Origin of the sequence: Rouxiella badensis, assembly GCF_002093665.1 — a bacterium.
GTDB lineage: Bacteria > Pseudomonadota > Gammaproteobacteria > Enterobacterales > Enterobacteriaceae > Rouxiella > Rouxiella badensis.
Genome location: NZ_MRWE01000010.1, coordinates 117,813 through 130,251 on the forward strand (window position 1 = coordinate 117,813; position 12,439 = coordinate 130,251).

At 54.9% G+C, this 12,439-nt stretch carries 12 protein-coding genes; 4 read left to right on the top strand and 8 right to left on the bottom strand.

Features of this window, described 5'->3' with window-relative positions; genetic code table 11:
• Window positions 1-19: 19 nt before the first annotated feature.
• From BS640_RS08165 to fetB, 3 genes are read left to right on the top strand one after another with little or no spacing between them, the layout of a single operon-like run.
• Window positions 20-1,234 carry an FAD-dependent oxidoreductase gene (locus BS640_RS08165; protein WP_084912344.1) on the top strand — a complete coding sequence of 405 codons (1,215 nt, stop codon included), beginning with the start codon at window positions 20-22 and terminating at the stop codon, window positions 1,232-1,234.
• Between the two features lie 54 nt (window positions 1,235-1,288).
• Entirely contained in the window at window positions 1,289-1,960 is a 672-nt protein-coding gene (fetA, locus tag BS640_RS08170) for an iron efflux ABC transporter ATP-binding subunit FetA (protein ID WP_017490651.1), read from the top strand.
• On the top strand, window positions 1,947-2,714 hold the full coding sequence (gene fetB, locus BS640_RS08175) for an iron efflux ABC transporter permease subunit FetB (RefSeq protein WP_084912345.1): 768 nt from the start codon (window positions 1,947-1,949) through the stop codon (window positions 2,712-2,714). Before fetA ends, fetB begins: the two co-directional genes overlap by 14 nt.
• A gap of 169 nt (window positions 2,715-2,883) precedes the next feature.
• On the opposite strand, the gene BS640_RS08180 is transcribed toward fetB, so the two are convergent.
• From BS640_RS08180 to BS640_RS08195, 4 genes are read right to left on the bottom strand one after another with little or no spacing between them, the layout of a single operon-like run.
• A complete protein-coding gene (locus tag BS640_RS08180) occupies window positions 2,884-3,711 on the bottom strand; it encodes an ABC transporter permease (protein WP_084912346.1) in 828 nt (275 codons plus the stop codon).
• Window positions 3,704-4,495, bottom strand: a complete 792-nt coding sequence (locus BS640_RS08185; RefSeq protein ID WP_084912347.1) for an ABC transporter ATP-binding protein — start codon at window positions 4,493-4,495, stop codon at window positions 3,704-3,706. The genes BS640_RS08180 and BS640_RS08185 overlap by 8 nt, the downstream gene beginning before the upstream one ends.
• Before the next feature lie 41 nt (window positions 4,496-4,536).
• Window positions 4,537-5,244, bottom strand: a complete 708-nt coding sequence (locus BS640_RS08190; RefSeq protein WP_017490655.1) for a M24 family metallopeptidase — start codon at window positions 5,242-5,244, stop codon at window positions 4,537-4,539.
• Between the two features lie 9 nt (window positions 5,245-5,253).
• Window positions 5,254-6,258 (bottom strand): ABC transporter substrate-binding protein, encoded by a 1,005-nt coding sequence (locus tag BS640_RS08195; RefSeq protein WP_017490656.1) that lies wholly within the window; start codon window positions 6,256-6,258, stop codon window positions 5,254-5,256.
• Between the two features lie 181 nt (window positions 6,259-6,439).
• Here BS640_RS08195 and BS640_RS08200 point away from each other — a divergent pair, with 181 nt between their 5' ends.
• Window positions 6,440-7,300 (top strand): nitrilase family protein, encoded by an 861-nt coding sequence (locus tag BS640_RS08200; protein WP_084912348.1) that lies wholly within the window; start codon window positions 6,440-6,442, stop codon window positions 7,298-7,300.
• Window positions 7,301-7,406: 106 nt separating this feature from the next.
• Here BS640_RS08200 and BS640_RS08205 read toward each other — a convergent pair whose 3' ends face one another.
• The 4 genes from BS640_RS08205 to BS640_RS08220 all read right to left on the bottom strand — a co-directional run bounded on the left by BS640_RS08205 (window position 7,407) and on the right by BS640_RS08220 (window position 12,062).
• Window positions 7,407-7,967, bottom strand: a complete 561-nt coding sequence (locus BS640_RS08205) for a nucleotidyltransferase family protein (RefSeq protein WP_084912349.1) — start codon at window positions 7,965-7,967, stop codon at window positions 7,407-7,409.
• A gap of 78 nt (window positions 7,968-8,045) precedes the next feature.
• The gene (locus BS640_RS08210) at window positions 8,046-9,350 is read right to left on the bottom strand and encodes a cytochrome c (protein ID WP_084912350.1); all 1,305 of its coding nucleotides are present in this window, start codon (window positions 9,348-9,350) and stop codon (window positions 8,046-8,048) included.
• Window positions 9,347-9,820, bottom strand: coding sequence for a (2Fe-2S)-binding protein (locus BS640_RS08215; protein WP_017490660.1), 474 nt, complete (start codon window positions 9,818-9,820; stop codon window positions 9,347-9,349). Before BS640_RS08215 ends, BS640_RS08210 begins: the two co-directional genes overlap by 4 nt.
• A gap of 13 nt (window positions 9,821-9,833) precedes the next feature.
• Window positions 9,834-12,062 carry a xanthine dehydrogenase family protein molybdopterin-binding subunit gene (locus BS640_RS08220; protein ID WP_084912351.1) on the bottom strand — a complete coding sequence of 743 codons (2,229 nt, stop codon included), beginning with the start codon at window positions 12,060-12,062 and terminating at the stop codon, window positions 9,834-9,836.
• Window positions 12,063-12,439: the final 377 nt, after the last annotated feature.

Below are 12,439 nucleotides of genomic sequence, written 5' to 3' on the forward strand. Positions count from 1 at the left end.
CTTAGGAATGCCTGTAACGATGAGTTTACCTGTGAAACCCCCTATCAACGTCTCTACCACCTGCTGCATCGTCGGCGGCGGCCCCGCTGGCCTGATGCTTGGCTACCTGCTGGCCCTCAAGGGGGTCGACGTCACGGTGCTGGAGAAACATGCTGACTTTTTGCGAGATTTTCGCGGCGACACCATCCACCCTTCGACGCTGGAAATCATCTGGCAACTGGGCTTTCTTGACGAGTTTCTCAGGCTGCCCCATCAACGCGCCGAGAAGCTGTACGGTGAAATCGCCGGAAAAGAAGCGACGATTGCCGACTTCACTCGTCTGCCGACCCAATGCAAATTTATCGCCTTTATGCCGCAGTGGGACTTCCTGAATTTTATCGCCGATAAGGCGCGCCGGTTGCCTAACTTTAGGCTGCTGCAGCAGGCAAGCGTTGACGACCTTCTCCAGCAAGATGGCAAGGTGGTGGGCGTAAAGGTCACCACGTTGGAGGGCGCGCAGGAAATTCGCGCACTGCTTGTGGTGGGCTGTGACGGTCGTCGCTCAGTGGTTCGTGAAAAAGCCGGACTTGAGGTAATGAACTTTGGCGCACCGCGCGACGTGCTGTGGCTGAAGGTTAAAAAACGTGACAACGATCCTCATTGGACTACCGGCCATCGCGGCCCACGCAAGGGCTTTATCATGATCGATCGCGGTGACTACTGGCAGTGTGGATACTCCATCAACAAAGGCAGTCTGGAGGACATGAAACAACAAGGGCTTGCGGCTCTGGTAACCTCTATTGCTGAGATTTCACCGTTTGACGAGGCTCGCCTGCTGACTGACATTACCGACTGGGAACAGGTCAAACTGTTGGAGATTCGTATCGATCGCCTGAAGAAATGGTCAAAGCCCGGCCTGTTGTGCATCGGGGACGCGGCACATGCCATGTCTCCGATTGGCGGCGTCGGCGTGAATCTGGCTATTCAGGATGCAGTCGCTACCGCCAATATTATCGCGCCAGCGCTGCTTAAAGGCCGCTTGACGCTCCGGGATTTACAGCGCGTACAGCGCCGCCGCACCTTCCCAACCTGGGCCACCCAGTCGCTGCAAATCATGATAAGTAAAGCAGGACAAAAACCGCGTCGTAAAGCGCCTTCTGGTATGGAGCTATGGCTGCGGCAACGTGCATTTATCCCGTTCCTGTTTGGCCGTCTGATTGGAATTGGCTTCTTTAAGGAAAATTTCAAAAGGTAATCTTAAGGTATAGCGTGGTAAAATCGCTCGCAAATTATTGATAACGAGCCTGATATGTCTTCATCTGAGATTTTACTGCGTTTGCAGGATGTGAGCTTTAGTCTGAATAACCAGGTGCTTTTGCGCCCCACGTCATTAGAACTCTTACCCGGCGAGTTCACGTTGCTAACCGGACCGTCGGGCAGCGGCAAAAGTACGCTGCTTAAAATTGTGGCCTCGCTGCAAAATCCGACCCGCGGCACAGTTTATTTCGAAGGCAAGGATATCCGCACCCTCAAGCCAGAGTCCTACCGTCAGCAGGTTTCCTACTGTTTCCAGACGCCGGTGCTGTTCGGCCAAACAGTGCTCGACAACCTCTCGTTGCCTTACCAGATACGCGGCAAGAAAGTCGACAAGTCGGCGATGGCCGACTGGCTCGAGCGCGTTAATCTGTCTCGCTCCCTGCTGGAGAAAAATGTGCAAGAGCTCTCAGGCGGTGAAAAACAGCGTGTCTCGCTGCTGCGAAATCTGCAATTTCTGCCCAAGGTGCTGCTGCTCGACGAAATCACCAGCGCGCTGGATGAAGAAAATAAGCAGAACGTTAATGCAATTATTGCCGAACAGGTTAAACAACAGCGCCTGTCGGTGATTTGGGTCACCCACGATAGCAACGAGATTCGCCACGCTCAGCGGGTCATTACCTTAACGCGTGAAGCCGCAGGAGAGAGCAGCCATGAATCAGCATAACATCACCAATGAGTCACTGGGACTGGCGCTGGTTCTGGTGGTTGTCGCGCTGCTGATAAGCAAGAAAGAGAAGCTCGGGCTGGAGAAGGACATTATCTGGAGCGTGGCGCGCGCCGTCGTGCAGTTGATTATCGTCGGCTACGTGCTCAAATACATTTTTGAAGTCAATAACGGCTGGCTGACCGTATTGATGGTGCTGTTTATCTGCGTCAACGCCGCGCTCAACGCCAAGAAGCGCAGCCGCAATATCGATAACGGCTTTATCATTTCGTTTATTGCTATCACCGTCGGCACCTCACTCACGCTGTCCGTGCTTATCCTCACGGGCTCGATTGAGTTCCTGCCGATGCAGGTTATCCCCATCTCAGGCATGATAGCCGGCAACGCCATGGTCGCCGTCGGTCTGTGCTACAGCAACCTTAACCAGCGTTTCGCCGACAACCAGCAAAAAATCCTCGAGATGCTGAGCCTCGGAGCCACCAGCAAGATGGCCTCAGGGACAATCATCCGCGACAGCATTCGTTCAGCGATGATTCCCACCGTAGATGCTGCAAAAACCGTGGGATTGGTGAGCCTGCCGGGCATGATGTCGGGACTTATCTTTGCCGGTATCGACCCTGTAAAAGCCATCAAGTATCAAATAATGGTGACCTTTATGCTCCTCGCCACCGCAAGCCTCTCAACGATTATCGCCGGGTATTTGGCCTATAAGCGTTTTTATAACGACCGAGTTCAACTAAAAGTCCAAAAGTAGGGGCTTTTTATTGCAAAATTTTCGGGGTAAAGCCTTTGATACCGAGGCATTTTTTGAGCGGCGGCTCTGATCCGCTTTTAGACCAAGGGCACGTGCTTTGCACGCTGGGCGCGTGCCTTTGACCCAAAAGACTTGACCTTAAAAAAATCTGCAATTAAAAACCCAAATTTTATTTACGGCCCCATCGCCGGGCGGTGGCAGAGGTACGCCATGGGGTCATCAGGTATTCCAGCAAAATGACCAGCAGAAAACTTACCACCCCAAGCAGCGCCAGGAACGCGATTGCCGAGAAAGTACCCGCGGTATTTAATCGAGAATTAGCCTGCAAAAGATAGGCCCCCAACCCACCGCTGGTCGAAGCCGTCCACTCGCCGATAACAGCACCAGTGACGCTGAAGGTCGCCGAAAGCTTGAGCGCCGAGAACAGCGGCGTATAGGTCGCCGGAAGCTTCACGTAGCGGAAAATACTCCAGCGTGAACCGCCCATCGACTTCACCAGATTCAACATGTCTTTATCAACCGAATTAAGTCCATCGAGCACGTTGACCACCACCGGGAAAAATACCACCAGCGCCACAATAACCAGCTTGGGTGCCAGACCGAATCCGAGCCAGATAGTCAACGCCGCAGCGATAGCAATCACCGGCACCGCCTGACTGGCAATCAGAATGGGGTACAGAATGCTGCGGATCCACGGCGTGGCGTCCATCAGGACGGCGAAGATAAAACCCGCCCCCGCGCCCAGCACAAACCCCATCACAAAGGTGACGAAGGTAATGCGAAATCCTTGCAGCAACACCGACATGTCAGAAAGCATGTGCTGCCAGGTCTGCTCTGGCGATGGCAGCACATACGGCGGAATATGATAAATCCGCACCGCCAAATCCCACACCAGCAGCACCAAAAGCAGCGCAGCAAGCGGGCCACCCAGCGGCAACAGCAGTTTCTTCAACAGCAGCGGCTTGCGTTCCGAGGTCAGGCTACGGGCATCAGTCATGAGTCAGGGGTTCCTGTAGGTCTTGGTCGGCGTGGCTTTCCGTAAACACCAAATCGAGGATTTTTCGTTTCAGCACGGTAAACTCCGGGCTGGTCAGGCAGGAAAGTGGCCTTGGCCGCGGAATGTCCACCGTCAAGATTTCTCGAACACGTCCCGGCCTCGGCGACATCACCACCACGCGATCGGCCAGATAGACCGCTTCGTCGATATCGTGGGTCACAAAAATCACCGTACGTTGTTGTTCAGACCATACCGTCAACAGCCACTGCTGCATAGAAAGACGGGTCTGCGAGTCCAGGGCGCCGAAGGGCTCATCGAGCAGCATGATTTCGTGTTGCATCGCTAGCGTACGCATCAGCGCCACACGCTGGCGCATGCCGCCCGACAGCGCCGCTGGATAGTGATGGATAAACTCACCCAACCCATAGCGTTGGGCCAGCGCCACACCTGCCGCGCGCTGTGCCTTAGTGGCTCCGCCCTTAAGAATGGCCCCGAGCACGATGTTATCAATCACCGTCATCCACGGCAGCAGCAGGTCTTTTTGCAGCATATAGCCGACGTGACCGCTTGTTCCAGTGACATTCTGATTATCAATGAGAATTTTGCCAGAGTCAGGCGTCAGAACGCCCGAAACGAGGTTAAACAAGGTGCTCTTGCCACAGCCTGAAGGCCCGACGATGCAGACAAACTCGCCCTGCTGAATATCAAGATTAGTCGGTGCCAGGGCAGTCATACTGCCAAAACGACGTGTCACCTGTTGCAGCGACAGTTTGGGGTATGTCATCTCTCACCTTTTCCTCATACGTCAGTGTGCAGGTTAAATCACTACAAAATTTCGCATTTTTCGCGACCAAACCACACTAAATCTTCCACTTTCACCGCCACTTCACCGCGCTGTGCAAAAGGTTCGATCGCCCATGCGCCCCACATCGGCGTCGCATTACCGGCATCGATAAAACCGTGCGTATAGGCCGCCCCAGCGGTCAGAGAATGGCCGATATTACCCAGCAGGTCGAGCAGGATAAATCCCTCCTGAGTGAGCCGCTGGTGTGAAAGACCGAACAGTTCGTTGGCAGGCATCCCCGGACGGCAAAGCGCCAACGTCTCATAATGAAGACGCTCCAGATCACGTAACGCTTGGGTGGCCTCGGGATAATCGCCGACAATGGCACAGCGTGTGCAGTCGCCCCAAAAGCCCTCGGCAGTTATCGGGTGCACGTCGACCATCAGCACATCCTGCTCGGCGGCGGCCCGCTCCCCCGGCCCTTGCGTTGGAAAGCACACGCGGGTGTTTTCCCCCAACCCAACGTTGGTGATGGTCCAGATGCCCTGTACGCCCTGCTCGTAGAGAGAGGTATGAACCACCTGCTCGACGTCAATTTCTCGAATTCCGGCACGCGCTGCGGCAACGCCCGTCAGCGCAGCCTGTTTTGCCATCCTCTGCGCCGCCCGCAGTCCCGCGGGGGCATCAAAAGCAATGTCCGGCCCGGGACGATAGGTCCAGGCCGGTTTGAGGGTAGAAGGTGAGCTCATCATGGCTCCTTACGGCAGGTACTGATTGGTGAAATATTGGTCGGCAGGAAGAGGATCCTTGACGATGCCTTCGGCTTTAATGGCGGTCAGCAGACTCTGCCAGGTTGCGGCTTCCTGTGCCAAGGATTTGCTGTCGGCAGGCTTCAGCAGCGGCACGGTATCGGCCCATTGCTGCTTGATATAAACCGGGTCGTAGGCTTTGCTGTAGGCGGTCGCAAACGCCTGCACGCCCTCGTCAGGATGGTTAACGGCGTAGGCCATACTTTTCACCGTTGCACGCATAAAGGCCTTGGCCAGCTCAGGATTGGCCTTCAGCCAGTCCTGATTACCCGCCAGCATGAAAATAGGCGTATTAGGCACGCCGTGGGCGATAGCGGGCAAAAATTCTGGTTTCTGTTTACCCGTGGTGGTCATCTCGGTGCCTTCGGCGTTAGTAATGCCGGTAATGACATCAACGCGTTTTTGCAGCAGCAGCGGTACGGTATCGTCTGCGGCGGTCACCATCTGTACGTCATTCAGCGTCAGACCGGCGCTTTTTAGCATCAGCGCCAACTGGGCTTTGGTCCAGGCGTCGTTATAAATGCCGACGCTTTTCCCCTTCAGGTCCGCCACGGTATAAGTTTTGCCCTGCTGGCTAATAATGCCCCAGTTATTGCCGTTGCCGTAACGACCAATAGCCTCGACCGGCGCCCCCTGCTCTTTGGCAAAGATGATGTCCATGACTGTGGTAAACGCGACGTTTGCCCGCCCGGTCCCCAGAAACTTCATGGTGTCAGCCACGGTGGGCGGTGCCACGATATCCAGGTCGATCCCTTCCTGCGCGTAAAAACCTTTTTCCTTGCCCAGGATCCACGGGATCCAGAAACCGTCGGCCACCGGCCATTCCTGAATAAAGGTCACTTTGGTCAGCGAGGCCGCCGAGGCCGTGGCTATCCCCCCTACCGCCGGCAACAGAGTACTCATCAGCGTTGCCCCCGCTAAAATGGTCCCAGCTAAAAATGTACGTCTTTTCATGTTCATTTCTCCGGCAGTTTTAGAGGAATATTTAGTCAAGCCTCCTGCATATTGGGGGGGGACATTATTTTATGTCAATCAATTTGTTGAGTATTTTTGAGCTTGAAAAGTACCGCGAACGGTGACATTTATAATCCGCGTACAGGTTAAAAATTAACCTGCCTAATCAGGAGCGGCTAAGATGCCCATTAAATCACCGGAAGCCCCGTTAACCGTGGCCTGTCTACAGATGGAACCTGTGTTCGGCGACACCGAGCGCAATATTGCCACCTCAATTTCAATGATTGAGCAGGCCGCGGCTCAGGGCGCTCGCCTGATGGTTTTGCCAGAGTTGTGCAATACCGGCTACGTTTTCGCGTCTCGCGCCGAAGCATTCGCACTGGCAGAAACGATTCCTGGCGGCCCGTCCACTCGAGCGTGGTGCAATTGCGCGGCGCAGCTTAACGTCTACCTGGTCGCCGGGATCACCGAGAGAGAGGGAGAAAGTCTTTATAATTCCGCAGTGGTTATCGGCCCGGAAGGTTTCATTGGCCGTTACCGTAAGGTGCATCTTTGGGGAGATGAAGCCCTGTATTTTGAGCCGGGTAATCTCGGGTTTCCGGTATTCAAGACGCGCATCGGCACACTCGGTTGCCAGATTTGCTACGACTGTTGGTTCCCTGAAAGCTTCAGAATGGCCGCGTTACAGGGGGCAGAAATCGTCTGCGTTCCGACCAACTGGGTGCCCATCCCCGGTCAGGATCCTCACCGCGAGGCGATGGCCAATATTTTGGTCATGGCCGCCTCTCACAGCAATTCCCTGTATATTGCCGCCGCCGATCGGGTCGGCACCGAGCGCGGTCAGCCTTTTATCGGCCAGAGCCTGATAACCAGCTACACCGGTTGGCCGGTCGCCGGCCCCGCCAGTGTCACCCAGCCAGAGATTGTCATCGCCACGGTGAATCTGGCGGACGCCAAACGCCACCGCAACTGGAATGATTTTAACCAAGTATTGAAGGATCGCCGTCCGGAAACCTATGAGCCAACGGGCGTTGTCAAATGATTAAGCCTTAAAAAGCTTACCACTCTGATATCAGGGGCGGATATCGCCGCCCCACGAACTTAAAAAAATTTCATCGTATTAAAACGTGTTACCGGGTGATGACCTGCTAGATTTGCGGCACATCAATGTCCCACAGGCATCCTGTGTGCTGTGTTTCAATCAGCCACGGGGGATGGGCCTTTAACAACCCGCGCGCGCCCTCGTCACCGCACAATGCCTCAAGGGGGTGCCTCATCGTCAGCGGGAAACCCACAGGATGCCCTACCTGCCCGCGGTAAACTGGCCGCGCGCATTGCCCCTGCTGCACGGACTGCGCGACCGCAACGAAAATCTCAGGCTTGATGAAGGGCATATCTGCTAGCGCAATAATCCAGCCCGACCAGTCAGTTCTCGCCCTAACGCCTGCGGCAATCGAGTCACCCATACCCTCGCTCTCCAGGCATAGGTAAGGCACTGCCGCTCGCTGACAAAAATCCTGTAGCATCACGTCTTCAGGGCGCAATACAACCTGTATATCCAGCTCGCTGCGCTGGATGTTCTCCAGGCTTTGTTCAAAGACAGTTAGCGAGGAGTTTTTTAGCGTTTCCAGCAGCTTGTGTCGCCCCGTTGCCGCACGAAAGCGCTGACTCTTTCCTGCCGCCAGCAGGACAACTCCCGGCTTGGTCATTGCGTTATTCTCCCGATAAAAAAATGAGTCTGCATTATTCGCAGACTCATTCCAAGCACCATCATTTATCACCCAGGCTTATTGCTTGCGTTGGTCTGCCACCTGTTTCGACGTCACCGTCCCGGTTTTATCACCAAACTGATGGAGCACATAGTTGGCGACTGCGGCAACTTCATCGTCAGAATATTTAGCGCCAAAATCAGGCATCATCACCTGCTGCTGCCCGACGCTGATTTTGGTGCCGTGCAGAATGGCCTGTATGACGCTGCGGCCCTGCGGGTCGTTCACCGCCGTGCTGCCTTTCAGAGAGGCATAAGGCGTTTGGCGCCCCTCTCCATTCCACTGATGACAGCCGCTACAGTCTCCGGCAAACAGCTGACGCCCCAGGGAGTTGTCCTGATCGGCGGGGAGGATGGCACTGGAGTTCATCACACCTTTCGGCCGCAGATTGACGGCACTGCCCACGTCGGTTTTGACTGGCTCAATGTTACGCAGATAGTTGACCAGCGCCTGGTTATCTTCCGGCGTCAGATACTGGGTGCTGTTTTCGATAACCTCGGCCATCGGACCCGACGCGCTGCTGCGACCCGCTGCGTGGCCCTGAGAGAGAAACTCGGACAGCTGCTGCTCGCTCCAGTCGCCGATCCCGGTCTGTTTATCCGGGGTAATGTTTCCGGCAAACCAGCCCTGAACCGCCATACCTCCCAGATACTGACTCTGGTTCAGACCAAAGGCCACGTTGCGCGGGGTATGACATTCACTACAGTGGCCCAATGCCGTCGCCAGATACGCCCCTCGATTCCACTGAGCGTCATGATGCGGGTCAGCAACAAAGCGGCTTGGATGGAAGAAAGCCAGATTCCAGAACTTCATGCCCCAGCGCTGATTAAAGGGGAAAGACAGTTCATTCTGGCGATTCGGCTGTTTCACCCCCGGCAGACTGAAAAGATAGGCTTTGATGGCCAGCACGTCCTCGCGGCTCATGCCGGTATAGGAGGTATAGGGCATCGCCGGATAGAGATTACCTTCTGGCCCCACGCCTTCACGCACGGCGCGAACGAACTGTTCGTCGCTCCAGTTGCCAATACCGGTCTCTTTATCGGCGGTAATGTTAGTGCCATAGATTGAGCCAAACGGCAGCTTGAATCTGAAGCCCCCGGCGAAAGGTTTACCGCCGGGGGCGGTGTGGCACACGACGCAGTCGGCGGCTCGAACCAGATATTTCCCGCGTTCAATCGGGCTGGTGATGCTCGCAGGTGCACCAGAAAGCGGAGCCGTCGGTTCAGCTCCGACCGGTCGTAACAACAGATAAACCACGTAAATTAATGCAATCACCACCCCAGCTGCGATAAGCCACAGGATACCTCGAAGCCCTTTTTTCATCCTTTAGCCTCCTGCGAGAGGGCATTGGCCGCCTGGTGGATAGCGGCACGGATGCGGACATAGGTCGAACAGCGGCACACATTGCCGCTCATCGCCGCGTCAATGTCGGCGTCTGTCGGATTCTGTTTTTGTGCCAGCAATGCGCTCGCAGACATAATCTGTCCCGACTGACAGTATCCACACTGTACGACGTCGAGATTGACCCAGGCCAGTTGCACCGCCTTTCCGGTCGGCGTTTCACCGACGGACTCGATAGTCGTTATCTTCTTGCCTGCCGCGCTCGCCACGGTGGCCTGACAGGAGCGCACCGGCACGCCGTCGAGATGTACCGTACACGCGCCGCACATCGCAATGCCACAGCCAAATTTAGTGCCGGTCAGCCCGGCTTCGTCACGTAAAAACCACAGCAAAGGCATCTGCTCGTCGCCGTTGAACTCGATGGATTTATTATTAATGATCAAAGTAGTCATGGTTTCCTCAGACTTAAACGGTTTCAGACGTGCCGGGACGATGGAATGGCAGGCTGAGTGAGCTACGTGGCCGCCCCAACAGAGCCAGGGCATTACCCACAGCCGGAGCAATCGTCGGCAACCCCAGTTCGCCAACGCCGCTCGGCGGCTCTGAGGAAGGGACGATGATAACTTCCACTTCCGGCATCTCATTGATGCGCAAAGGGCGATAATTGTTGAAGTTTGATTGTTCAATGATCCCGTCTTTCATCGAGATATTGCCAAACAGGGCGATGCTTAACCCGTAGCCGATACCGCCCTCGATTTGTGCCTTAATCACGTCGGGATTCACGGCGATACCGCAGTCAACGGCGCACCAGACTTTATGCACCCTAGGTATGCCTGCTTCTCCAATCGACACTTCGGCAATTTGGGCAACGCGGGTACCGAAGGCCTTGGCAACCCCCACGCCGCGCATTCTGCCGGGCGTCGAGGCTGGCCCCTTCCACTGCGCAGCTTCTGCCACCGCGCGTAACACGCCCGCTTCTCGCGGCGCGTCGCCCATCAGCGCCAGCCTTCCCTCGACCGGGTCCTGCCCGGTTTCATGCAGCAGTTGGTCGATAAAGCTCTCGACCGCATGCCCGGTATGCGTACTGCCGACGGAACGCAGCGAGGTCGTCGGCACCTGTCCTGGCAAAATATGCGCGTCACAGCGGAAGTTTTCGAAGGTGTACGGCAGCTCTTTAGCCCCTTCAACCATGGTGCCGTCGATACCGTTTTTAATCATTGCCGCGAACACACTGCCCTCGGCAAAAGAGTGCCCCGCCACGGTATTAGTCCAGGCGACAATTTTGTTGTCCTTTATTGCCGCACGGAACCGATGCAGGATCATCGGTCGATACCAACCGTTGCGAATGTCGTCTTCACGCGCATACACCACCTTGATTCCGGTTCCGGGACCGTAGGCCTTGGCCACCACCGCCATATCCGCCGCGAGGTCAGGCCTGGTGCCCTCAATGCCAAGATCGATACGCCTCCCGAAACTGCCCCCGGCCAGAATAGTTTCGATATGCACTTTTTCTGGCGGCAGCTGGAAATATTTGCAGAACTGGTTTTGGTCGATGGACTGGATCTGACAGCCATATTTGGCGTGAACGCTTTCGCCGTCCCAGAACAGATATCCCGCCAGCGGTTCCATCGGCGCATGGGCCAGGTAGGGAAAGGTATATTCGGCCTCGATGATTTTATCGGCATGTTTGAAGGCATCATCCGGATTACCTCGGGTCGCGGCGACAGCGCCCGGTGATTTGGCCTTTTCTCTAAACTCGGTAAAGATCTCTTCGGTACTGCGCTTCTCGGCGTTTGATTCGTCCCACACCACCTGAAGTTTTTCGCGCCCACGCATGGCGGCCCAGGTGTTGCGGGCATAGACCGCAACACCGCTGGAGGTCGGTTTCACGGCAATCACGTCGGGGACTTGCAGCGTCGCGCTGGCGTCAAACGATTGCAGCCTGCCGCCGAATCGCGGGGGCTTTTTAAGCATGACGGTGACCATGTCCTGCTCATGAATATCCTGAGAAAAGAAGGCCGTGCCGTTGGTTTTAGAGACCGAGTCAACCCGATGAAGACCACTGACTTTGCCGATAAGCTTGAAATCCTGGGCATTCTTGAGGGTAATCTTAGCGGTGTCCGGTGAAGGAAGCTGAGAAGCACGCGTCGCAAACTGCCCGAAACCGCCTGATTGACCGCTGGCAACATGATGAATAATCCCGTTCTGAACGGTGATTTCGTTTTCAGGAACCTTCCAGGTCTCGGCAGCGGCCTGAACCAACAGCGCGCGCGCGATGGCGCCCATCTGGCGCATCTGGTCATAGGCATTGGCCACCGAGCTTGAGCCACCGGTGCCCTGCATTCCCAACTTGAGGTTTTTATACACTGCGGTATCGACCGGGGCAGCAATGACGCGAACATTGGACCAGTTGGCGTCTAATTCTTCGGCGACCAGCGTGGCCATACCGGTGTAAACGCCCTGTCCGACCTCGGTGTGCTTGCTGAGCACGGTGACTATTCCATCGGTGCCAACCTGCACAAAGGCATTGGCGGTAAACAGCTCTGTCCCTGCCTTCGCCGCCGCAGGAGCGGCGTTATTCGCCGCGAGCGCGCTGGCTCTTGCTCCGCCAAAGGGTAACCAGGTCCCTACTACGAGCGCCCCGGCGCCGATAATAAAACGGCGTCGTGACAGCTGAACGTCCGGATTTTTCATTGCACATTGCTCCAAAAGCTACGGGTATTAACGTTTATTTTTTTAGTTGATCTATCTTTGGGCAATTTCCTTCTCGGAAATACGCGCGAATGTTGATGAATGACATGATGCATGGCGTAATATCTTGAGTGTGGCATCACAATAAATGAATGTATTAATGCTGAACTGATTTAATTAAAGAGGAAGAAAAATGATAAAAAATAAAAGCCTAATCTATTTTCCCCTCGAATATAACAGGCTAATGACCTTTTGATTATAGCTATAAATTGATAAAGGTTATGAGTTGAGCCAATAAATCCCACATTTTTAATGCTGACATTAATAATCAGTAAAAACAACAATATAAGTAAAATTAACACCATTATCGTTATATAAAA